This is a genomic window from Ancylobacter amanitiformis, assembly GCF_030814815.1.
Lineage (GTDB): Bacteria > Pseudomonadota > Alphaproteobacteria > Rhizobiales > Xanthobacteraceae > Ancylobacter > Ancylobacter amanitiformis.
In genome coordinates this window covers 87,181-110,481 of record NZ_JAUSVR010000013.1, presented here as the reverse complement: position 1 = coordinate 110,481, position 23,301 = coordinate 87,181, and the positions used below count along the sequence as shown (strand labels likewise).

Sequence of the window (23,301 nt, the reverse complement as noted above, 5' to 3'; positions counted from 1 at the left end):
CCAGGCGGGGTTTTCGTTCGTAACAACACCCCCAACAGCGCAACTCAACAATCCCGGCACACCCAAAAATGGGCGGAAGCCCCAGCCGAAGGATCGCGCGGGGACGGGGCGGGTGCGCTCGCAGAATCGGCTACTGGCCCGGCATCCAGGGCCAGACGTTCCAAATGCCGCCGCAGTTCGTTTTCCATTCCGGGCACGGACCTTCACCCGCGACGCCGAATCCGTAGAAAATCAGGAATGCTGCGGCGCCGACGGTGGAACACGAAAGGCATTTGGACCAGAAGTCTGAAGATCTGTCAGCATTTCCAATCCAAAAACGCGCCATGAGAAGCAATGCAACCAATCCGGTCAGCGTGCTGATTCTGTCAATCCACCGGCACTCCAAAAGATGACAATGGTAATAAATGGCTTGCCATTGGGCCGTGTCGAACACAGCGTCGAAACCGAGGATGGCAAGCGCTGTCATTCTCCACGCGCGATAACGTAGTGTGCCGACACTCTCTTCATCCATCATCGCCACTCCGTCGGGAAGCCGCATGCAATCGATGATACCTGCTGGATGCGACTCTGCCAGCTAAAGTGGTGTTCGGCCGGAGGGCTCGGAATTCGGACTCGCGAGGGGGTGGGACGCGCCGGGATAGCAAAATCGATGCGGCTGGACATGGATGCCTGGCGAGGTGATCCGACGAGCCAGAATGTTTTTCTTATAGAGAAAATTATATTCCCAAGATTGACGCGCCGACACCCAAGGCCTAGAAACAAGGCAACCACTCCTCGCTATGGAGGCCCCACGAAAATGTGCGGCATTGTCGGCCTGTTTCTCAAGGATCCGAAGCTGGAGCCCGAACTGGGGGCCATGCTGGCGGAAATGCTCGATATCATGTGCGATCGCGGGCCCGATTCCGCGGGCTTCGCTGTCTATGGCGCCGGCGCGCCCGGCTTCGTGAAGCTTACCCTGCGCGGCCCGGCTGGAACGGATTTCACCGCGCTGGGCGCCGCGAGCGGGCATGCCGTCACCCCGCGCGACACTCACGCGGTGCTCAACGTGCCGGTGGGGGAAGAGGCGACGGTGCGCGCGGCGCTCGGCCGGCTTGCTCCCGAAATTCGCGTGGTCGGCGTCGGGCAACGCATGGAACTCTACAAGGAGGTCGGCCTGCCGGCGGATGTCGCCAGGCGCTTCAAGCTCGAGACGATGGCCGGTACGCACGCGATCGGCCACACCCGCATGGCGACCGAGAGCGCGGTGACGACCGAGGGGGCGCATCCCTTCTCCACCGGGCCGGACCAGTGCCTGGTCCATAATGGGTCGCTGTCGAACCATGCCGGCGTGCGGCGTCGTCTGGCGCGGGAGGGATTCCGCGTCGACACCGAAAATGACAGCGAGGTCGCCGCCGCCTATCTCACCTACCGCATGCGCGGCGGCGACACGCTGGGCGAGGCGCTGACCCACTCGCTCGACGATCTCGACGGTTTCTATACATTCGTCGTCGGCACCGAGAACGGCTTCGGCGTGCTGCGCGATCCCATCGCCTGCAAGCCGGCGGTCATGGCCGAGACCGATGGCTACGTCGCCTTCGGCTCGGAATATCGCGCTCTCGCGGGCCTTCCGGGCATTGCCACGGCGAAGCTTTGGGAGCCTGAGCCGGCTAAGGTCTATTTCTGGGATCGTGCAGCATGAACCTCGTTCTTTCCCGCGCGGTGCCCGACGCGGCCACCCATGTCGATCTCGCCACGTCTTCCCTGCGCGATCTCAACTCCGCCCTGCACAAGCTGACCTCCGACACCAACGAGACCCACTGGAAAGTGGCCAACCCGGCTGGCCGGCATGCCATCGCGGCCGGGCTGGACGCGCCGGTGACGGTCGAGATCAACGGGCCGGTCGGCTATTACTGTGGCGGCATGAACAAGCAGGCGCATATCATCATCCATGGCAATGCCGGGGTGGGCGTCGGCGAGAACATGATGAGCGGCCTCATCCATGTGAAGGGCGATGCCAGCCAGTCGGTCGGCGCCACCGGAAATGGCGGCCTGCTGATCGTCGATGGCAATGCCTCGGCGCGCTGCGGCATCTCGATGAAGGGCATCGACATCGTGGTGAAGGGTTCGATCGGCCATATGAGTGCCTTCATGGCGCAGGCCGGCACGCTCGCCGTGCTCGGCGATGCGGGCGAGGCGCTGGGCGACAGCCTGTATGAAGCGCGCCTGTTCGTGCGCGGCTCGGTTGCCAGCCTCGGCGCGGATTGCATCGAGAAGGAGATGCGCGAGGAACACCGCGCCTTGCTGGCGGGCAAGCTCGCGGCGGCCGGCATCCTCGGCGAGGTCGATATCGGTGAATTCCGCCGCTATGGCTCGGCCCGCACGCTCTATCATTTCCACGTCGACAACGTGTCGAGTTACTGAGGGTACGGCGATGAACGACCATAGCCATACGCCGCGCACCAAGCCGCGTTACTCCGCGACCTTCGACGAATACACGCTGTCGGAAATCCGTCGCGCCGCCGCGACCGGCATCTACGACATCCGCGGCGCCGGCGCCAAGCGCAAGGTTCCCCATTTCGACGACCTGCTGTTCCTCGGCGCCTCCATGTCGCGCTATCCGCTGGAGGGCTATCGCGAGCGCTGCGGCACGGATGTCGTGCTCGGCACGCGCTTCGCCAAGAAGCCGATCGCGCTGAAGATTCCGGTCACCATCGCCGGCATGAGTTTCGGCTCGCTCTCCGCCAATGCCAAGGAGGCGCTCGGTCGCGGCGCCTCCGCCATGGGCACGTCGACGACGACGGGCGATGGCGGCATGACCGATGAGGAGCGCGGCCATTCGACCATGCTGGTCTACCAGTACCTGCCCTCGCGCTATGGCATGAATCCGGACGACCTCAAGCGTGCCGACGCGATCGAGATCGTCATCGGGCAGGGCGCCAAGCCGGGCGGCGGGGGCATGCTGCTCGGCCAGAAGATCACCGAGCGGGTCGCCTCGATGCGCACGCTCCCCGTCGGCATCGACCAACGCTCGGCCTGCCGGCATCCCGACTGGACCGGACCGGATGACCTTGAGATCAAGATCGAGGAACTGCGCGAGATTACCGATTGGGAGAAGCCGATCTATGTGAAGGTCGGCGCCGCGCGGCCCTATTATGATACGGCGCTGGCGGTGAAGTCGGGGGCCGACGTGGTCGTGGTCGACGGCATGCAGGGCGGTACCGCGGCGACGCAGGAAATCTTCATCGAGCATGTCGGCATCCCCACGCTGGCGGCCGTGCGCCAGGCGGTGAAGGCGCTGCAGGACCTCGGCATGCATCGCAAGGTGCAGCTCATCGTCTCCGGCGGCATCCGCAACGGGGCGGATGTGGCCAAGGCGCTCGCGCTCGGCGCGGATGCCGTGGCCATCGGCACCGCGGCGCTCGTCGCGCTGGGCGACAACGACCCGCACTATCAGGCCGAGTACGAGGCGCTCGGCACCAGCGCCGGCGCCTATGATGACTGGCACGAGGGGCGCGATCCCGCCGGCATCACCACGCAGGATCCGGCGCTGATGGCGCGGCTCGATCCGGTCGCGGCCGGCCGGCGCCTCGCCAATTATCTCGCCGTGCTGACGCTGGAGGCGCAGACCATCGCGCGTGCCTGCGGCAAGAGCCACGTGCACAATCTGGAGCCGGAGGATCTGGTGGCGCTCACCATCGAGGCAGCGGCCATGGCCAATGTTCCGCTTGCCGGGACCAGCTGGATCCCGGGCAGCAACGGCAATTTCTGATTACTGCTGAAAAACCCCGCGCTTCGGCGCGGGGTTTGCACGTTCAAGCCCTTATATCTTCGCCGCAACGAGCCCCCAAAGGGGCCGAGGAACAGCACGGAACCGGAATGCACCATGGCAAATGACCTTGCCCATGCCGCCCAAGAACTCGGCATCAAGTATTTCCTCATCTCCTATGTCGACCTGTTCGGCGGCCTGAGGGCAAAGCTGGCACCGGCGGCGGCTATCGGCTCCATGCAGCGGGCCGGCGCGGGCTTCGCGGGCTTCGCCACCTGGCTGGACATGTCGCCGGCCGATGCGGACCTGTTCGCGGTTCCCGATCCGGAAAGCCTGATCCAGCTGCCGTGGAAGCCGGAAGTCGGCTGGCTCGCTTCCGATCTCGTGATGAATGACGAACTGGTGGCGCAGGCCCCGCGCAACGTGCTGAAGAGCACGATGCTGGGTGCCGAATCCATCGGCTACCAGATGAAGACCGGCGTCGAGTGCGAGTTCTTTCTCACCAATGCCGACGGCACGAAGATTTCCGACACCGCCGATAACGCCATCAAGCCCTGCTACGACCAGTCCGCCCTGATGCGTCGCTATGACGTGATCAAGGAGATCTGCGATTGCATGCTCGCGCTCGGCTGGGGGCCCTACCAGAACGACCATGAGGACGCGAATGGCCAGTTCGAGATGAACTGGAACTTCGACGATGCGCTGGTGACCGCCGATCGCCACGTCTTCTTCAAGTACATGGCGCGGGCGATCGCCGAGAAGCACGGCCTGCGCGCCACCTTCATGCCCAAGCCCTTCATCGACCTCACGGGCTCGGGCTGCCACATGCACACCTCGCTGTGGAGCGAGGAGGGGGCCAACCTGTTCGCGGACGAGGATGGCGAGCTTGGCGTTTCCGACCTCTGCTACAATTTCATCGGCGGCCTCATCCACTCGGCCGACGCCTTGTGCGCCTTCACCAACCCGACGGTGAATTCCTACAAGCGCATCAACGCGCCGCGCACCGTCTCGGGCGCCACCTGGGCGCCGAATACCGTCACCTATACCGGCAATAACCGCACCCACATGATCCGCATCCCCGATGCGGGCCGGCTGGAACTGCGCCTGCCCGACGGCGCGGCCAACCCCTATCTCGCGCCGGCCGCCGTGCTGGCCGCCGGCCTCGACGGCATCCAGAACCAGCGCGAGCCCGGCAAGCGTCTCGACATCAACATGTACACGGACGGCCACAAGGTGCGCGGCGCCAAGAAACTGCCGCTGAACCTGCTCGACGCGCTGCGGGCGCTGGAGAAGTCCACCGTGCTGCGCAACTCGCTCGGCGCGCCGGTCGTCGATGGTTTCCTCAAGCTGAAGCACGAGGAATGGAACGCCTATGCGCGCCACCTGACACAGTGGGAGCGCGACAACACGCTCGATATCTGAGCGTTCGGCACGGATCATCATCCGGATGAAGAACGGGCGGGCCCTCAGGGTTCGCCCGTTTTCGCGTCTGCGGCTCCGCTCTTGGGCACCAGCGCGGCGAGCAGCGAATCCTTCAGCGCGCTGCGCGAGAAGTGACGACGCGCATAGTCGATGCCGGCCTGCGAGGCCCGCATCCAGGCGTCATCCGCTTCGATCAGGCCAACGATGCTGGCGGCGATGTCGCGCGGGTCCTCGTGGATGGCGGCGATCCGCTCGAGCCCGTCAATGCCTTCCGCCCCCATCGGCGTCGTCACCAGCGGCAGGCCCATGGCCATGGCCTCGATCACCTTGCTCTTGACGCCGCCGCCGAAGCGCAGCGGCACCACCGCGACGCGGGCCTGCCGGTAATAGGCCTGCAGCCGCTCCTCGCTGACCCAGCCCGACACCTCGGTGCGATCGTCCGCGAGCGCACGCACGGCCGGCGTCGGGTTGGAGCCGACCAGGGCAAGGCGAGCATCGGGCAGGCGCTCATGCACCAGCGGCATCACCTCGCTCACCAGGAACTCGGCGGCGTCGACATTGGGCGCGTGGGCGAAGCCTGCCACGAACAGGATGAGCCGGCCCGGCACGGGTGCCGCCCGTTCCTCGAAATGATCGTAGCAGAACGGGATCACCGCCTTGGCCAGCGTTCCCGGCGCGCTGGCCCGGACCAGATCGGCCTCGACCTGGGAGGGGTAGAATACCACGTCGAACTGCCGCCACAGCCGACGTTCCAGCCGCTCGATTTCCTGCGCCTCGGCCATCAGCCGTGCGTCGCCCAGCACCTCGGCCTGCCGCTTCATGCGCAGGAAATGCAGGTCGTGGCCATAATAGCTGAGCCGCGCCGAGGTGAGCGTGATCAGCGCCATCAGCACCCCGCGCGCCACGGCCGGCCGGCTGACCAGCACGTGGTCGACGAACGCGCCGTTCGCCCGCATCCAGTTCTCGAAATCGCCGGGCCAGCGGGCATCGAGCACCTCGATGCCGAGATCCTGCAGCGGCGGCGTGTAGGTTGCGGAATAGAGCCGGTTTTCCGGCCAGAACTTGACGACCCAGCCGGCCTCGCGCAGCGCGATGAGGAAGCTCATCATCGTCCGCGATCCCGCGTCGCGGTCGGGCTCGGGCACGTAATGGTCGACGACCAGGATCACCGGACGGTGCCGGGCGCGGTCCCGCGCGCGGGCGAATTCGGCGGGCGTGGCGTAATGCTCGCGCTCCAGCACGTCCTTCCAGCGGTTCTTCAGCCTTTCGGTGTTGGTGACCTGATAGGCCTTGAGGCCCGAGTTCACGTCCGTGCCGTGCGAGATGCCCTCGAAATGGATCACCACCGATCGCGGTTCGTAGACGACCTTGAGGCCACGCTGGCGGATGCGGAAGGCGAGATCGGAATCTTCGCAGTACGCCGGGGCAAAGGCCGGGTCGAACCCGCCCAGTTCGGCGAAAAGCGCGGCGGCCACCATGATCGAGGCGCCGGATATGTAGTCGACCTCACGCCGGTAATCATATTCCGGCCGGTCGGGATCGCCGTTGCGGCCGACATTCCACCCCGAGCCGTCGCTCCAGATGATGCCGCCCGCCTCCTGCAGGCGGCCTGTGGGGTAGACCAGCTTGGAGCCGGTCATGCCGATGTCGGGGTCGGCGCGAAGCGGATCGACCAGCGCATCGACCGCGCCGGGCATGACTTCGGTGTCGTTGTTGAGAAACAGCAGAAACTCGCCGCGGCTGGCGGCGGCGGCGGCGTTGCAGGTGAGCAGGAAGCCCTTGTTGACCTCGTTGCGGATGACCCGCACGCCCTCGATACCGCGATGCAGCCGCTCGACCTCCGGCCCAGGAAAGGCATCGTCCATGACGATCACCTCGAAGGCCAGGCGCGGCGGATTGGCCGCCAGCGAGGCGAGGCAGCGCATGGTGTAGTCCACCTGGCCATAGGTCGGCACGATGATGCTGACCACCGGCTGTTCGGATGTCGGCACCCGCACCTGGGTTTCCGCGCCGATGGCCGCCAGCGCCTTCTTCTGCTGGATGACCCGACGGGGCGTATTGGGCGTCTCGGCCCCCGGCCCCAGCGCGGGGAACCAGGCGACGCGAGGGTCGCGCTTGTCGGCGGAGCGGCAGAACCGTGCCTTCGTGCGCTTGGAGAAGGGAGAGGCCAGCCGGGCCGCCAGCCGCAGCATCTTCACATGCAAGTCCCGGCGCAGCGACATCTTCACCTTGGGTTGAGCGGGTCGGGTGGGGGCCCGGAGACCCGCGGCAGCGGAGAGAGGGGCGGGGTAGGGAGGGGTGCCGGCTTCCGGGTTCGTGCCGCGGGCCGCTGGCAGGGCGCTGCTGCGGGCGGCAAACCAGTCGCGGCGGAAGGGTGCCGGCTTCTGCTCGGCGATGCGCAGGCGCAGTCGCTCGGCTGATTCGGGCGAGAGGAGGCTGCCCTCGAACAGCAGCCGAAAGCGCAGCACGGCGCGCTCGATCGCCCGTTTCAGCGGGCGCAGCGGGCGTGAATAGGCGCGGCGCAGCTCCTCCGCCAGCCGGTCGCCCGCCGCGGAGACCACCGCCAGACGCTGTTCCGTCCGGCGCCGGCTGGTTTCGCTGTCCCCTGCCTTGCGGCGCAAGGTCTCGATGAGCCGGTGCGCGGCCGCCAGATCCGTCGCCGCGCTGCGCGCCTGCTGCTCCGCGGTCAGGCGGGCCGTCTCCAGCGTCAGGCCGAGGGCGACCGCCTCGGTGCGGAGCCGTTCGCTCTCATCGACGCAGGAGTCAGGCGCCGGCCGCTGTGCAGCGGCCGCCAGCGCGGGGCGGATATGCGTGTCGTAAACGGCGCGGCCCTCGGGAATGGTGCGGCGGGGCGGCGCATCGATGCCGATCCGATCGGCAAATTCCCGCCACCCGGCGGCCGATCCCGGCCTGCCGTCGTCCCAGAAGGCGAACGGAATGCGACAGGCCGCCGCCAGCGTCGCCACCGGCAGCGATGCGGTGAGGACGAAGTCCGCCGAGGCCAGCGCCGCAAGGACCTCGCCCGTCCCGCGCGCGGAGGCGAGGTCCGGCCGCAGCACGGCCTGCGCGCCGGCGAGGGCGCGCAGTTCGTCGTCGCCGCGCGCGTCGTCGCGGGCCGGCACGCAGAGCGCGCTTGCATCCGTCGCAGCGGGCCACGGACGCCGCGCAAGCGGCCGGAACAGCACGGCGAGCAGATCAAGCGACACGAGCTCGGCAAGGTCCGGCCGGGCGCCGCGGTCTTTCCCGGACGCAATCGCCTCACGATGCGGCGGGTCGCCGTTCGTCGTCAATGTGCTCGCCTCCCCCCGGTCGCGGCCTCTTGCCTTCCAGCATCCGGGCGCTCGTCTCACTCTGCTACATGAGAACGTTGATCGCCGCCTTGATGCAACGCGCTCAGAGAATATTCGATACCGTCGACCCGCCATTTGTCAGCGAGACCGGTATTACATTCCCGTCGCCGAACCGGTCGGAGAACAAGGGGCGCAGATTGGGGTCCACCAGGAACAGCACGAACCCGCCGCCGCCGGCGCCCAGCAGCTTGCCGCCCCAGGCGCCAAGCTCCTTGCCCTGCACATAGAGATCGTCGATCGCCGAGTTCGAGACCGACGAACCCAGCTGGCGCTTCAGCTTCCAGCCATGGTCGAGCAGTTCGGCGAAGCGCACGACCGTGTTGAGGTCGTCGCCCTGCGATTCCAGCAGGCTCGCGCCGACCCGTGTCATGTCGTACATCTCGCGCAGGTAGCCCTCGTTGGCGCCGGACTTGGTGCGCTGCTCCTGGTTCTGCAGCACCGCCGAGGCACTGCGCTGGCCACCGGTATAGACCAGCAGCAGCGAGGAATTGAGCAGGGTCAGGCGGCTCGTGGTCAGCCGCAGCGGCTCGATCGAGAAGGAATCGCCGGTGAACTCGTAGCGCGCCAGCCCGCCGAAGGCGGCGTGGATCTGGTCCTGCACACCCACATTCTCCTGCAGGATGTCCTGCTCCATGTGGATGGCCTGCCGCGCCAGTTCGTAGCGCGTCAGCTCGATGCCGCGCATGCGGTTGATGAGGTTGATGAAGCCGACCGTGAAGGCGGAGGAACTGCCGAGCCCCGTGCTGCCCGGCAGATCGGACATGGTGGCGATGTTGAGCGGCGCCGACCAGCCATAGAGCTTCAGCGCTTCACGCACCACCGGGTGCTGGATGTCCTCGATCCGCCGCACGCTCTCCGTGGTACGGTAGGTGACGCGGAACGCCTGCTCGGCGACGGCGGACAGCGGCAGCGCCTGGATGTAGACATATTTGTCGATGGTGCCGCCCAGCACCGCGCCCGGGTTGGAGCGGAAATGGGAGGGGTAGTCCGTCCCCCCGCCCAGAAAGCTCGCCCGCAACGGGGTCTTGCTGATCCACATGTGATGCCTCGGCGTTCGGATCGGAGTCTTGATTAGCTGAAAGTCTCGGTCAGCGAAAAGTCTTGGTAGCTAAAGGTATTGGTCAGATCGATGTCTTGAGCAGTTCCAGCAATGAGCCGCCGTGATAGCGGATGGCGCGGATGCCGGCGGCCTCGGCGGCCGCCATGTCGGCATCGCTGTCGCCGATCAGCAGGCTGAGCCCGCGCTCCACCGGCCAGGCGGCCAGCAGGTCGTTGATCATGCCGGGCCCGGGCTTGCGCCGGTCGCACTCCCGCCGATAGGTCTCGACCGTGCCATCCACATGATGAGGGCACCACTCGATGGCGTCGATATGAGCGCCGATTTCGCCAAGCTGTTCCTGCATCGCCGCGTGGAAGGTCGCGATTGCCGCCTCGTCATAGAGGCCGCGCGCCACGCCCGCCTGATTGGTGACGACGAAGACGTAATAGCCCGCGGCATTGGCATGCGCGATCGCCTCGCGCGCGCCGGGCATCCAGTCGAGATCCTCGACCCGGTGGGTATAGCCGGCATCGCGGTTCAGCGTGCCATCGCGATCGAGAAACAGGGCCGGGCGCGTGCGCACGCGCGGCAGTTCCGTCTGCACGCGGGCGAAGGTCTCGGGCACGCCGATATCGATGAAATAGCTGCCCTCCGGCGCCGTCACGGCACCCACCCGCCGCTGCGCCACGAGGCGCGGCAGGACGTCGGTTTCCAGCGAGCAGGCGATCGCGGGGGGGATGAGGTCGACAATGTCGCGCGTGAGAAGGTAGACGCCGGCATTGATCAGCCCGGCCGTGCCGGCGCGCTCAGTGCTCTTCTCCAGGAAGGCGCTGATGCGGTTGCCCTCCAGCGTCACGCTGCCGAAGCGGGCGACATCGGGCACCACCTGCAGCAGCATCTGCGCGGCGAGCGTGGGGTCATCGGCCCGGGCCGTGCGCCAGGCGCGGGCGAAGCCGGCGATGTCGGCATCGATCCAGGAATCGCCGTTGAGCAGCAGGAATTCCGGTTCCAGCCGGTCGGCGGCGAAGCGAAGCGCGCCGCCCGTGCCGAGCGGGGCGGGTTCCACCACAACCTCGATAGTGGCGCCATAGAGGGTGCGGCCGTGATAGGCGGCGGCGACCTGCTCGCCGAAGCGCCCGGCCAGCAGCACGATACGGGTGATGCCGTAGCGCGCGGTCTGCTGGATGAGATGGTCGAGGAACGGGCGTCCCGCCACCGGCAGCATGGGCTTCGGTGTCGCGGCGGTGAGCTCGCCGAGCCGGGTGCCCAGCCCGCCGCAGAGGATCAGCGCTTGGGAGAGCAAAGGGCGGACTCGACCAGCGCGCAGATGAGGTGCCCCAGGGTGATGTGGGCTTCCTGGATGTGGTTCGTCTGCTTGTGCGGCACCGCGATGAGCACATCCGACAGCGCGGCCATCGCGCCGCCGCCTTCGCCGGTGAGGCCCATGGTGACGATGCCCATCTCCCGCGCCGCCTCGAAGGCGCGCACGACATTGGCGCTGTTGCCGCTGGTGGACATGCCGACCAGCACGTCCCCCGCGCGGCCGATGCCGCGCAGCTGCCGGGAGAAGACGTTCTCGTAGCCGTAATCATTGCCGATCGCGGTGAGCGCCGAGGTGTCCACGGTGAGCGACAGGGCGGCCATCGGATCGCGGTCGAACAGGAAGCGGCCCATCAGTTCGGCCGCCAGATGCTGGGCATCCGCCGCCGAGCCGCCATTGCCGCAGAAGATCACCTTGCCGCCATTGCGCAGCGCCGTCATCCAGGCCTCGGCGGCAGCTTCGATCACGCCGCTGAGCGGCGCGAGGCGCCGGATGACCTGCTCGGTCTCGGCGAGATAGGCAGCGATGACCGCCGTCTTGTCGGTGGAAACCGTCAGCATTCTTTCCCCACGTTCCGCAATCCGTACCGGGATTCGCACGCGATCCTTCCGCCTGACCGCAGCCTCCCTGACATAGCCGGTTCGAAGGTTCCACGCCAGCGCTCTGTTGGAATGATTACAACCTCTGCGGCGACAGATTGAAAATAGATATAAAAGTAAAAATTTAATTAAAATACATTTTCATCTACAAATTACGTTCACACTGAAATATTCTAAAAAGCAACGCGGAGAAATTATACTCAATTGTGAAAATATTATCTTGATTCGATGACTTTTCGTAGCCTCTCAACGATTGTGCGTGGGTGTAAAATCGTCGATCCCAACGCAAAGGCGCGGCGAGAAACGATCGCTCGATGTCGGGAAGCGGCCGCGCATGGGGGCATTCTGCCGGGTGGCAACGAATCATCGCCCCGCATGTGCGCGGGGTTGCCAGAGCGACGTCGTCCTTCCATTTTGGCGTTGCATCCTCCCCATGCGCAGAGAGCTTCAGCGCGCGGCCGATTGCTTCTGGTGCCGCTTGACCAGCCGCTCGCGTTTGAGCCGCGAGAGGCGCTGGATCCAGAAGATGCCGTCGAGTTGGTCGATCTCGTGCTGATGGCAGACGGCGAGAAGGCCGTCGGCCTCCTCCTGCTGAACCTGGCCATCGAGATCCTGATAGTGCACCCGCACGCGGGCCGGGCGCTCCACTTCCTCGGTGAAGCCGGGCATGGAGACGCTGCCTTCCGCATGGCGCGCCATCTCCAGCGAGTGCCAGATGAGGACCGGGTTGGCATAGAGGCGCACGCGCGTGTCCGGCAGTTCCAGCGCGACGAGGCGCAGCGCCACGCCGATATGCGGGGCGGTGATGCCGATGCCCGGCGCCGCCCGCATCGTATCGACGAGGTCGTCGGCGAGGCGGGATAGCTCGGCGTCGAAACGCGTCACCGGCGCGGCGACTTGCCGGAGGCGGGGATCGGGAAAGAGGATGAGGGGGCGAGCGGTCATGCCCCCTGTCTAACCCGGCTGCGCCGCCGCGGGGAGGGGGGCCGCCGGCCCCCGTCACGACGGCGTCTCAGGCGGTGGCGGCGAGGGGTGCCCGCTTCTGCCCCACGGCCCGGCCGGCCGCCGGGGGGGCGGGCAGGCGGGCATGGGCGCCGGCGAGCGGGGCCAGCCGGGAGAGCAGCTCCGCCGGGGCGGGCGTGGCGCGTCCCGCGTGGGTATCGACATGCAGCAGCATGTGCTCGGCGGTCGCGATCTCGCGGCCGTCCGGCCCGGCAAAGAGGCGATGGAACAGGTGCAGCCGCTTGTCGTCGCTGGCGAGGATCTGGCAGGTCGCGCGGAGCGTCTCGCCGAGCTTCGCCTCGCCGAGATGCCGCAGGTGAGTTTCCACGGTGTAGTAGCTGTGCCCGCCTTCGACATAGGCGAGGTCGACGCCGATCAGCCGCAGCAGCGCATCGGTTGCGTCGCCGAAGACCTGCAAATAGCGGTGCTCGGTCATGTGGCCGTTGTAGTCGATCCAGGCAGGTGACACCCGCGTCTCGACCAGCGCGAGCGGCGCCTCGACGTCGATCGCAATGGCCGGCTCGGCCTTGGCCTGCAACCGCCGCTCGAAATCGGCCAGCAGCCTGCCCGCGCCCCAGCCCTCGCCGCCGTTCCCGGCTTTCAGCGCCTGCACGATGCCGACAAGATTCTCGTCGCGGATGCGCTCCAGCTCGCGGATCGACAGGCCCGCCGCCTGCGCGTCCGACTGCGCGCCGATCTTCTCCACCAGCGTCTCGTCGAGGTCGACCACATCGGTGAGCTTGGTCCACGGCCATTGCAGGCACGGGCCGAACTGGGCGAGGAAATGCCGCATGCCGGCCTCGCCGCCGGCGATGCGATAGGTCTGGAACAGGCCCATCTGCGCCCAGCGCAGGCCGAAGGAATAGCGGATCACGTCGTCGAGCGTCTCGACATCGCAGATGTCGTCCTTGATCAGCCACAGCGCCTCGCGCCACAGCGCCTCCAGGAGCCGGTCGCCGACGAAGGCCTCGATCTCGCGGGCGATGACCACGCCCTTCATGCCGATGGCGTCCAGCACCGTCTTCGCCCGCGCGATGGTGGCGGGCGCGGTAGCTTGGCCGCCGACGATCTCGACGAGCGGCAGCAGGTAGACCGGGTTGTAGGGATGGGCGACGAACAGCCGCTCAGGATGCGCCAGCCCTTCCTGCAGGTCGGAAGGCTTGAGGCCCGAGGTCGAGGAGCCGAGCAGCGCATCCGGCGGCGCGGCGGCGTCGATCTGTGCCAGCACGCGGCGCTTGAGGTCGAGCCGCTCCGGCACGCTCTCCTGCACCCATTCGGCATCCGCCACCGCCTCGGCAAGGCTGGCGCAGAAGCGGAGCTGCCCGCGCGGTGGCAGGGGCGCATTGGTCAGCAACCCATAGGCGCGCTCGGCATTGGCGAGCACCTCGCCGACGATGCGCTGCGCCTCGGGGTGCGGATCGAACACCGTCACGTCGATGCCGGCGAGCAGGAAGCGGGCGATCCAGCCGCCGCCGATGACGCCGCCGCCGATGCAGGCGGCGCGGGAGATGGGGGAGAGATGGGTCATGTCGGCCTCCTCAGCGCTTCACCAGCTTGAGCTTCTCGCGCACCTCGGCCGGGCCGATGATGCGCGCGCCCATGTTGGTCACGAGCGTGGCGGCCTTCTCGACCAGTTGCGCATTGGTGGCGAGCTGGCCCTTGCCGGCATAGAGGTTGTCCTCCAGCCCGACGCGGACATTGCCGCCCGCCAGCACGGCGGCGGCAGGGTAGGCCATGGCGTTGCGGCCGATCGAGAAGGCCGAGAAGGTCCAGCTCGCGGGGACATTGTTGACCATCGCCATATAGGTGTTGAGGTCGTCCGGGGCGCCCCAGGGAATGCCCATGCAGAGCTGGATCAGCACCGGGTCCTCGATCAGCCCTTCCTCGGCCAGTTGCTTGGCGAACCACAGATGCCCGGTGTCGAAGGCCTCGATCTCGGGGCGCACGCCGAGCGCCGTCATCTGCCGGGCCATCTCGCGCAGCATGGCCGGCGTGTTGGTCATGACATAGTCGCCGAGGCTGAAATTCATGGTGCCGCAGTCGAGCGTACAGATTTCCGGCAGGCACTCGGCGACATGGGCGACGCGCTCGGTGGCCCCCGCCATGTCGGTGGCCGCGGCGTTGAGCGGAAAGGGGCTCTCGACCCCGCCGAACACCAGGTCGCCACCCATGCCGGCGGTGAGGTTGAGTACCACGTCCACCTCCGATGCGCGGATGCGGTCGGTCACTTCGCGGTAGAGATCGATCCGGCGGGAGGCCGCGCCGGTCTGCGGATCGCGCACGTGGCAATGCACGATGGCGGCACCGGCCCGGGCGGCATCGATGGCGCTGGCGGCGATCTGCTGCGGCGTCACCGGCACATGCGCAGACTTGCCCACCGTATCGCCGGCGCCGGTGACGGCGCAGGTGATGAAGACATCGCGGTTCATCGAAAGTGGCATCGAAACCTCCAACCTGATGCGCCGAGCTTGACGGCAAAGCGCCGATGTGACGCAACTTGTTCCGCAGAGCATTTTTCCTTTTGCGAAACCGCCGTCGCGATCGTGTCTCCATGATCTTCACCCATTCCAACGAGCCACTCGACGTCACGTTGCTGCTCTTCTCCGGGCTGTCGCTGCTCTCGCTGGCGGCGACGCTGGACCCGATGCGCGGGGCGAACCGTGTGCTCGGCCGGCCCGCCTATCGCTGGCGGCTGACCTCGATCGACGGGGCGATGCCGGTGGCGAGCTGCGGGCTGCCGATTCCGGTGGACGGCGCGTTCGACCCTGCCGTGCGCCAGGACGCGCTGGTGCTGGTGGCGGCGTTCGATGTCTCGACCCATGCGTCGGCGCCGGTGCTCAAGGCGATCCGCATGGGGGCCAAGCGCTCGGCCATTGTCGGCGGCATCGAATCGGGATCGTGGTTGCTCGGCTATGCCGGCCTGCTCGACGGGCGCCGCGCCACCACGCATTGGGAGGATCTGGAGGATTTCGCCGCCCGCTTTCCCCATGCCGACGTGCAGCCGGATCGCTGGGTGGTGGACGAGCCGGTCTTCACCACCGGCGGGGCGACGCCGGCGCTGGATTGCATGCTGGCGCTGATCCGCGCGCGGCAGGGCTATTCCGCGGCGCTGGATGTGGCCAGCCTCTACATCTACGAGGAGGTGCGGACCGGCTCCGACGTGCAGCCCATCGTCTCGCTGGGGCGCATCCGCCAGCACGAGCCGCGCGTGGCCGAGGCGATCCGCATCATGGAGACGCATATCGACCAGCCGTTGACCATCGCGGCCATCGCCCGGCGGGTGGGGGTGTCGACACGCAGCCTGGAATCGTTGTTCCTGCGCACGGTGGATGTGGCGCCGGGCGGCTATTACGTCACGCTTCGGCTCAATGCGGCGCGGCGGCTGGTGCTCGATACCAACCTGCCGATCGCCGACATTGCCGAGCGCACCGGCTTTTCCGCCATCGCCTCGCTGTCGCGCGCCTTTCGCCGCCAGTTCGGCCAGCCGCCCTCGGCCGCCCGAAGGGCCCGGCTGTAACCGGGCCCTTTGTTTCACGAGGCTGACTTGCAATTCCTCTCCCCATTGGAGAGAGGTGGCCCGCGAAGCGGGTCGGTGAGGGGAGACAAGCTTGCGGAGCGTCGAGACCCCTCACCCCAGCCCTCTCCCCGACGGGGAGAGGGGGGAGGGCTGCCATCCTCGGCACGACTGGCCGTTGGGTGGCAGCCTCAGAGACCGAGGCCGCTCTTGACCGCGGGGGCGCCGGGCTTGCCTTCCAGCGTGGTGACGCCGGCGAGCCAGCGGTCCACCGCGGCCGGGTTGGCCTTGAGCCAGGTGCGCACGGCGACATCCGCGCTCTGGCCCTTGTCGAGAATGTCGCTCATCAGCTGGTCTTCCATCGCCACGTCGAAGACGAGGTTGGTCAACAGCTTGCCGACATTCGGGCAGTCCTTCACGTAGCCCGGCCGGGAGAGCGTTACCACGGTGGCGCCGCCATCCCGGGGGCCGAACACGTCGTTGCCGTCGGCCAGGTAGGCGATCGGCATGTTGACGTTCATCGGGTGCGGCCGCCAGCCGAAGAACACCACCGGCTCCTTCTGGCGGATCTTCTGCGTGACCTGCGCCAGCATGCCCTGCTCGCTGGATTCGACGAGATCGAAGCCCTTCAGGCCGAACGTGTTGTCCGCGATCATCCGGGTGATGGTATTGTTGGCGCCGCTGCCCGCCTCGATGCCGTAGATCTTGCCCCCGAGCTTGTCGCGAAACTTGGCGATGTCGGCATAGGTCTTGAGCCCCACGTCATAGGCGGCCTTGGAGGTGGCGAAGCCGATGCGCGCGCCTTCGAGATTGGTGGCGACGATGTCGATCTTGCCGGCCTTGACCAGCGGCACCTGCGTCGGCTCCTGCAGCGGCATCCAGTTGCCGAGGAACACGTCGCGGTCGCCATTCTCCAGCGCCTTGAAGGTGATGGCGACGGAGAGCACCGACACTTCGGGTTTGTAGCCGAGCCCGTCCAGCAACTGCCGGGCGATCTCCGTGGTGGCGGTGATGTCGGTCCAGCCGACATCGGAAAAGCGCGGCTTGGCGCAGGCCGCCGGATCGGCAGCGAAGGCCGACGGCGAAAGCAGCGTTGCGGATAAGGCAGCACAGGCCACGAAAAGGCGTGAAATCATTGCTGTTCCCTCGTGTTGGCGATCATGCCGTTGACACCGGCACCGCAAGGAAAAGCCTACCCCCCGCATCGTCAGCTGATTGACTGCATTCGAAGTCCACATGACCGAATGCGCAGCGGGCCGTGCCCCGCCGCGCATTCGGTGCACGCCCCGCTCAGCCGAGCGCCACACCGCGCGGCAGGTCGGGAGCCGCCGGGGCGACCGGCGTATCGCTCAGGCCGAACGCGGCGGCGATGAGTTCGCGCGTATAGGCGGCGGCGGGCGCGCGGAACACCTCGTCGGTCGGGCCCGCCTCCACGACCTGCCCGGCCCGCATCACCATGATCCAGTCCGACAGCGCCCGCACCACCGACAGGTCGTGGCTGATGAAGAGATAGGACAGGCCATGCTCGCCCTGCAGTCGCCGCAGCAATTCCACGATGTCCTTCTGCACCGAGCGGTCGAGTGCCGAGGTCGGCTCGTCCAGCACCAGCACGCGGGGCTTGAGGATCACCGCGCGGGCGATGGCGATGCGCTGGCGCTGCCCGCCGGAAAATTCGTGCGGGTAGCGGTTGCGCAAGCCGGGGTCGAGACTGACATCCTCCAGCGCTTGCACCGCGAGCCGCTCGCGCGCCCGCCGGTCGAGGTGGGGGGCATGAACGCGCAGGCCTTCGGTGATGATCTCGCCCACCGTCATGCGCGGGGAGAGCGAGCCGAACGGGTCCTGGAACACGATCTGCACCTGCCGGCGCAGCGCCCGCAGCGACTGCGTGTCGAGCGCGTTTGCCGGCTCGCCGAACAGGCGGATATCGCCCTGTGCCTCGATCAGCCGGATCAGCGCCCGGCCGAGCGTCGACTTGCCCGAGCCGGATTCGCCGACAATGCCGATGGTCTGGCCCTCGCGCAGCGTGACGCTGACATTGTTCACGGCATGGATGACCAGCGGGGGGCCGGCCAGCAGGCCGCCGCCGATCCTGAAGGTGACATTGAGGCGCCGCGCCTCCAGCACGATGGGCGCGTCGGCCGGCGGGGGCGCCTTGGTGCCGGTCGGCTCGGCGGCGAGCAGCATGCGCGTGTACTCGGCCTTCGGCGTGGTGAGCACCTCGCTCGCCGGGCCTTCCTCCACCACGAGGCCGTGGCGCATCACCGCCACCCGGTCGGCGAAGTGCCGCGCGAGGCCGAGATCGTGGGTAATGAAGACGATGCCCATGCCGAAACGCTGCTGCAGCGTGCGCAAGAGATCGATGATCTGCGCCTGCACCGTCACGTCGAGCGCGGTGGTCGGCTCGTCGGCGATCAGCACGTCCGGCTCGGCGGCGAGCGCCATGGCGATCATCACCCGCTGGCGCTGCCCGCCGGAAAGCTCGTGCGGATAGGCTTCGAGCCGGCGGGCGGGATCGGGAATGCCGACCAGGGTCAGCAATTCCACCGCGCGCTGGCGCGCCGCCCGGCCGCTCAGCCGCAGATGCCGGGTCAGCGGCTCGGCGATCTGGTTGCCGATCGTGTAGAGCGGGTCGAGCGAGGTCATCGGCTCCTGGAAGATCATGCCGATCTTGGCGCCGCGCACCTCGTTCAGCGCCGCTGCCTTCAGGCCGAGAATCTCCCGGCCGCGATAGCGCACGCTTCCCGAGGCGCGGCCGTTCTTGGCCAGCAGGCCCATGGCGGCCATCATGGTCTGGCTCTTGCCGGAGCCGCTCTCGCCGACCACGGCCAGCGTCTCGCGCGCATGAAGCGCGAGACGGATGCCGCGCACCGCCTGAACCTCGCCGTCCGGTGTGTCGAAACCGACCCGGAGGTCGTTGAGCTCCAGCAGCGGCGCGTTGTCGGAAGACGGGTGGTCGGAAAACGGGTGGTCGGAAGAAAGGGTCGCTTCCATCTCAGCGGTCCTTCGGGTCGAGTGCATCGCGCAGGCCATCGCCGAGGAAGTTCAGCGCGAACAGCGTCGATGTCAGGAAGAGCGAGGGGAAGATCAGCAGCCAGTTCGCCGAGGGAATGTTCTTGGAGCCCTGCGCGATCAGCACGCCCCAGCTGGTGAGCGGTTCCTGCACGCCGAGGCCGAGATAGGAGAGGAAGCTCTCCAGGAGGATGACCTGCGGCACCAGCAGCGTCATGTAGACCGCGACCGGTCCGAGCGTGTTGGGCACCACATGCCGCCACAATATGCCGGCGGGCGAGACGCCCATCGCCGTCGCCGCCTGCACATATTCCTGCCGGCGGATGGAGAGTGCCTGCCCGCGCACGATGCGGGCCATGTCGAGCCACTGCACCGCTCCCACCGCGATGAACATCAGCACGAAGTTTCGACCGAAGAACACCACCAGCATGATGACGAGGAAGATGAAGGGCAGCGAATAGAGGATGTCGACGAAGCGCATCATCACATCGTCCACCCGCCCGCCGAGGAAACCGGAGGCCGCGCCATAGGTGACGCCGATCAGCACCGCGGTCAGCCCGGCGAGCAGGCCGATGGCGAGCGAGACGCGCCCGGCGATCAGCGTCCGGGTGAGCAGGTCGCGCCCGGTATTGTCGGTGCCGAACAGGAAATAGTGCCGGGCGACGGCGGCGCTCATGGTCATGCTGAGCCCATCCGGCTCCGTGCTCTCGATGCGCGGGTCGATGAAGCTCGGCGAGCGTTCCAAATAGCGCAGCACGCGCGGATCGACGGCGCGCGCCGAACGCACGGTGACGCTGACGCGCCCGTCCTGCTCGCTCCAGTCGACGAGATCGACCCGCATGCGCTTCACCACATCCTCCAGCGCGCCGGCGATCTGGTCTTGCTTGGGGTAGGGGGTGAGGCTTGGCGGCACGCGCACATAGTCGGTGTAGATGGTCGTGTAGTCGTGGCCGGTCACCAGCGGGCCGACCAGGCAGGCAAAGGTCATCACCACGAGATAGACGGCGCTGACCACGGCGGCGCGGTTGGCGGTGAGCCGGCGCCACGCATCGCTCCAGAGCGAGCGTCCCTTGGCGACCGGCGGCGGCGCGGCGGGGGTGAGGGAGGGCCGGACGGCGGCGCCGTCGGCCGGGGCTGTCATGTCACTCATAGCGCACCCGCGGATCGACCAGCGCATAGGCGAGGTCGACGAGAAGGTTGAAGACGATGACGAAGACCGCGATCACCACCACCGTGCCCATGACCAGCGTGTAGTCGCGGTTGAGCGCGGCATCGACGAAGTAGCGGCCGACGCCGGGAATGGCGAACACCGTTTCCACCACGACCGAGCCGGTCAGCAGCGCCGCGGCGGCAGGTCCGGCATAGGAGATGATCGGCAGCACCGCCCCGCGCAGCGCGTGCTTGACCACAACGGAGAAGCTGCTGAGGCCGAGCGCGCGGGCGGTGCGGATATGGTTGGCCCGCAGCGCCTCGATCATCGCCCCGCGCATGAGGCGGGCGACGATGGCGATCTGCGGCAGCGCGAGCGTCAGCACCGGGCCGATCTTGTTGACCAGCGCGCCCCCGCCCCAGCCGGCCACCGGCACCCAGGCCAGCGTCAGCGCGAAGACCAACTGGTAGAGCGGGGCGATGACGAAGGTCGGGATGGTCGAGCCGGCGGTGGCGAGCGCCACAACGCCATAATCGACGCCGCGATTCTGCCGCAGCGCGGCGAGGATGCCCAGGATCGAGCCGATGATCAGCGCCAGGACGAGTGCGGATGCGCCGAGTTGCATCGATACCGGCAGCCCGACCCGGAACAGGTCGGCCACGGTGAAGTCCGGTAGGTTGTAGCTGGGGCCGAAATCGCCGTGCAGCAGGCCGACGAGATAGTTGAGATATTGCCGCCAGAGCGGCGCGTCGAGCTGGTAGACCCGCTCGAGATTGGCTTTCACTTCCGGGCTCAGCCCGTGTTCCTGGCTGAACGGCCCGCCCGGGGCGACGCGCAGCAGGAAGAAGGAGAGGGTGACGATCAGGAACAGCGTCGGGATGGCGGTCAAGAGCCGCCGCAGGACGTAGCGTGCCACGGGGGTCGTCCTCGTGCTGGCAGGCGAGGCCGGCGGCGCGGGATGGATGATCCCGGCCGCCGGCCTCGCCGCGGAGAGCGGTCAGGCGGTCACTTCGACAGTGATCACTTCGAGATGAAGCGCGAGGGGTGAACGTCCATGACGTTGGCCTGCCAGCCCTTGAGCTTGGGCGATACGATGTCGTGGTAGCTGTAATAGAGCAGCGGCAGGTTGCCGAGCTGGTCGATCAGTTCCTTCTCGGCCTCGGCCAGCTTCTTCATGCGCGCGGCCGGATCACCGCCGGCAGCGGCGGCTTCGTCCATCAGCTTCTCGAAGGCGAGGTCGTTGAAGCTGGAATAGTTGTTGCCGCTCGATTTGCGCGAGATGCCGAGGAAAGATTCGGGGTCCTTGTAGTCGGCGATCCAGCCGGCGCGGGCGAAGTCGAAGTCGCCCTTCTGCTCCAGATGGCCGTAATGGGTCTTGGTGTCGGTGTTGACCAGCGTCACCTCGATGCCGAAGGGCTTGAGCTGCTCCTGGATCGCCACGGCGGTGTTCTTGTGGTTCTCCGAGGTGTTGTAGCGGATTTCCAGCTTCAGCGGCTTGTTCGGCCCGTAGCCCAGATCGGTGAGGATCTTCTTGGCTTCGTCCTCGCGGTCGATCTGCGAGGTCTTGGCATAGTCGGCCTCGGCCGGCGTGTAGCCGTCAATGCCCGGGGGCACCATGGAATAGGCCGGCAGCATGGAGTTCTGCCACACCTTCTCGGCGAGGAAGTCGCGGTCGATCAGCAGCGAGACGGCGCGGCGCAGCTTCGGGTTGTTCCACGGCGCCTTGTCGGTCTTGATGGCGTAGTAGTACGTGCCGAGATACGGGCCGATCTTCACCTGATCGCCGAACTTCTTCTTCAGGTCGGCCAACTGCTCGGTCGGCAGGTCGTCATTGGAATCCAGCTCGCCCGCCTCGTAGCGCTTGATGGCGGTGGAGCGATCCTCGGTGGGAATGTAGTTCACCGCGTCGAGCTTCACCGTCGCCGCGTCATGGAACTTGGGGTTCTTGGACAGCTTGATGTGGTCGTTGGGGACGAATTCGGTGAGCGTGAAGGCACCGTTCGAGACGAGGTTGCCGGGCTTGATCCACTCGGCGCCGAATTTCTCGATCGAGGCCTTGCTGACCGGGTAGGTCGACTGGTGGGTCAGCACCTCGAGAAAATAGGGGGTCGGCGATTTCAGCGTGATCTCAAGCGTCTTGGGATCGATGGCGCGCACGCCGAGCGTCTCCGGCTTGGCCTTGCCGGTGTTCACTTCCTCGCCGTTCTTGATGACATAGAGCATGGAGGCATATTCGGCGCCGGTGGCCGGGTCCTCGAGGCGGCGCAGCGAATAGACGAAGTCCTCGGCGGTCAGCGGCTCGCCATTCGACCAGGTCGCGTCCGGCCGCAGCTTGAAGGTGTAGACGGTGCCGTCGGGCGACACGGTCCAGCTCGCCGCGGCGCCGGGAATGAGATTGGCGGTCGCGTCCTGCATCACCAGACCCTCGAACAGGTCGCGCAGGATATGCGCCTCGTAGACGGTCGAGGTCTTGTGCGGGTCCAGCGATTCCGGATCGGCCGAATTGCCGCGATTATAGACCACATCCGCCGCCGCCGGCAGGCTGAACGCGGCCAGCAGGATGGAGGCGAGAAGGGTGGATCGGAAGCGGGATCGGTTCATTTTGAACTCCCTTTCTGGAAGAGGGGACCGGATTGCTCAAACGTAAAGCATGGCGCCAGATTGAGCGAAAGGCCGTCATCCCCGGCGGCTGCCAGGCTGACGTAGCGTCGAACAGGATCTACCCTCGGTCGGTCTTTCGCAATCGCACGATGCGGCCCTCGCGGGCGGGGCCGGCCTTGTGGAAACCGGGGCTGCGAAAGCTCCCGCCGCGGGACGCGCGGGTTTAGTTCGATTTTCCATGGTATTTTAGTAGCTGATGGCGACGGTGATCCGAGTTGTCGGCCGTCCTTCGATGTCAAACCATGCCGTTCGAACTGGAAATGTAGGTGATTCGATGCGCATCGGCTGCGGAAACTGAAGCCGTGCCGCCGTCGTTTTCAATTCGACGGCTCGGCTCGTGCGCCATGCGGGGCGGAAAGACTGCCGCGCAGCTTTCCCCCAGCCTGAATGCATGGGGAGAGCGTGGCGCCGGACAGCCGCGAGCGTTCGCCGCCATGTCCCTCGGCCGGTCTGCATGCACTGCGGGGCTCTCGCCCTTCCGTGCCCGGC

The 23,301-nt window shown here is 67.0% G+C and carries 18 protein-coding genes; 5 read left to right on the top strand and 13 right to left on the bottom strand.

Annotated features, from left to right (window positions below; translation table 11 throughout):
- Window positions 1-130: 130 nt before the first annotated feature.
- The gene (locus QOZ99_RS17220) at window positions 131-514 is read right to left on the bottom strand and encodes a hypothetical protein (protein ID WP_306891235.1); all 384 of its coding nucleotides are present in this window, start codon (window positions 512-514) and stop codon (window positions 131-133) included.
- Between the two features lie 282 nt (window positions 515-796).
- Between QOZ99_RS17220 and QOZ99_RS17215 the strand changes: the two genes are divergently transcribed.
- From QOZ99_RS17215 to glnT, 4 genes are all read left to right on the top strand, one after another.
- The gene (locus QOZ99_RS17215; protein WP_306891234.1) at window positions 797-1,678 is read left to right on the top strand and encodes a class II glutamine amidotransferase; all 882 of its coding nucleotides are present in this window, start codon (window positions 797-799) and stop codon (window positions 1,676-1,678) included.
- Complete coding sequence (locus QOZ99_RS17210; protein WP_306891233.1) at window positions 1,675-2,400, top strand: GltB/FmdC/FwdC-like GXGXG domain-containing protein; 726 nt, start codon at window positions 1,675-1,677, stop codon at window positions 2,398-2,400. Before QOZ99_RS17215 ends, QOZ99_RS17210 begins: the two co-directional genes overlap by 4 nt.
- A 10-nt stretch (window positions 2,401-2,410) precedes the next feature.
- The gene (locus QOZ99_RS17205; RefSeq protein ID WP_306891232.1) at window positions 2,411-3,748 is read left to right on the top strand and encodes an FMN-binding glutamate synthase family protein; all 1,338 of its coding nucleotides are present in this window, start codon (window positions 2,411-2,413) and stop codon (window positions 3,746-3,748) included.
- A gap of 114 nt (window positions 3,749-3,862) precedes the next feature.
- Window positions 3,863-5,167 (top strand): type III glutamate--ammonia ligase, encoded by a 1,305-nt coding sequence (gene glnT / locus QOZ99_RS17200; RefSeq protein WP_306891231.1) that lies wholly within the window; start codon window positions 3,863-3,865, stop codon window positions 5,165-5,167.
- A 44-nt stretch (window positions 5,168-5,211) separates the two neighbouring features.
- Here the strand turns inward: glnT and QOZ99_RS17195 are convergent, their stop codons facing one another.
- The 7 genes from QOZ99_RS17195 to bcoG form a co-directional block, all read right to left on the bottom strand.
- The gene (locus QOZ99_RS17195) at window positions 5,212-8,373 is read right to left on the bottom strand and encodes a glycosyltransferase (protein WP_306891230.1); all 3,162 of its coding nucleotides are present in this window, start codon (window positions 8,371-8,373) and stop codon (window positions 5,212-5,214) included.
- Window positions 8,374-8,560: 187 nt separating this feature from the next.
- Window positions 8,561-9,556 (bottom strand): GHMP family kinase ATP-binding protein, encoded by a 996-nt coding sequence (locus QOZ99_RS17190; protein ID WP_306891229.1) that lies wholly within the window; start codon window positions 9,554-9,556, stop codon window positions 8,561-8,563.
- Between the two features lie 82 nt (window positions 9,557-9,638).
- Window positions 9,639-10,859 (bottom strand): HAD-IIIA family hydrolase, encoded by a 1,221-nt coding sequence (locus QOZ99_RS17185; protein WP_306891228.1) that lies wholly within the window; start codon window positions 10,857-10,859, stop codon window positions 9,639-9,641.
- The gene (locus QOZ99_RS17180) at window positions 10,841-11,437 is read right to left on the bottom strand and encodes a D-sedoheptulose-7-phosphate isomerase (RefSeq protein ID WP_306891227.1); all 597 of its coding nucleotides are present in this window, start codon (window positions 11,435-11,437) and stop codon (window positions 10,841-10,843) included. Before QOZ99_RS17180 ends, QOZ99_RS17185 begins: the two co-directional genes overlap by 19 nt.
- Before the next feature lie 486 nt (window positions 11,438-11,923).
- Window positions 11,924-12,421: a peptide deformylase gene (locus QOZ99_RS17175; RefSeq protein ID WP_306891226.1), complete on the bottom strand. Its 498-nt coding sequence runs from the start codon at window positions 12,419-12,421 to the stop codon at window positions 11,924-11,926.
- A 67-nt stretch (window positions 12,422-12,488) separates the two neighbouring features.
- Window positions 12,489-14,006, bottom strand: a complete 1,518-nt coding sequence (locus tag QOZ99_RS17170) for a carnitine 3-dehydrogenase (protein WP_306891225.1) — start codon at window positions 14,004-14,006, stop codon at window positions 12,489-12,491.
- Between the two features lie 10 nt (window positions 14,007-14,016).
- Window positions 14,017-14,919: a 3-dehydrocarnitine:acetyl-CoA trimethylamine transferase BcoG gene (gene bcoG, locus QOZ99_RS17165; RefSeq protein ID WP_306891224.1), complete on the bottom strand. Its 903-nt coding sequence runs from the start codon at window positions 14,917-14,919 to the stop codon at window positions 14,017-14,019.
- Between the two features lie 110 nt (window positions 14,920-15,029).
- On the opposite strand from bcoG, the gene QOZ99_RS17160 reads away from it, so the two are divergent.
- The gene (locus QOZ99_RS17160) at window positions 15,030-15,995 is read left to right on the top strand and encodes a GlxA family transcriptional regulator (RefSeq protein WP_306891223.1); all 966 of its coding nucleotides are present in this window, start codon (window positions 15,030-15,032) and stop codon (window positions 15,993-15,995) included.
- Window positions 15,996-16,183: 188 nt separating this feature from the next.
- On the opposite strand, the gene choX is transcribed toward QOZ99_RS17160, so the two are convergent.
- The 5 genes from choX to QOZ99_RS17135 form a co-directional block, all read right to left on the bottom strand.
- Window positions 16,184-17,128, bottom strand: a complete 945-nt coding sequence (gene choX, locus QOZ99_RS17155) for a choline ABC transporter substrate-binding protein (protein WP_306891222.1) — start codon at window positions 17,126-17,128, stop codon at window positions 16,184-16,186.
- Window positions 17,129-17,282: 154 nt separating this feature from the next.
- Window positions 17,283-18,983, bottom strand: a complete 1,701-nt coding sequence (locus QOZ99_RS17150) for an ABC transporter ATP-binding protein (RefSeq protein ID WP_306891221.1) — start codon at window positions 18,981-18,983, stop codon at window positions 17,283-17,285.
- A gap of 1 nt (window position 18,984) precedes the next feature.
- Window positions 18,985-20,151: an ABC transporter permease gene (locus QOZ99_RS17145; protein WP_370876878.1), complete on the bottom strand. Its 1,167-nt coding sequence runs from the start codon at window positions 20,149-20,151 to the stop codon at window positions 18,985-18,987.
- Complete coding sequence (locus QOZ99_RS17140) at window positions 20,144-21,067, bottom strand: ABC transporter permease subunit (RefSeq protein WP_306891219.1); 924 nt, start codon at window positions 21,065-21,067, stop codon at window positions 20,144-20,146. Before QOZ99_RS17140 ends, QOZ99_RS17145 begins: the two co-directional genes overlap by 8 nt.
- Before the next feature lie 104 nt (window positions 21,068-21,171).
- Window positions 21,172-22,752: a peptide ABC transporter substrate-binding protein gene (locus QOZ99_RS17135; RefSeq protein ID WP_306891218.1), complete on the bottom strand. Its 1,581-nt coding sequence runs from the start codon at window positions 22,750-22,752 to the stop codon at window positions 21,172-21,174.
- Between the last annotated feature and the right edge of the window lie 549 nt (window positions 22,753-23,301).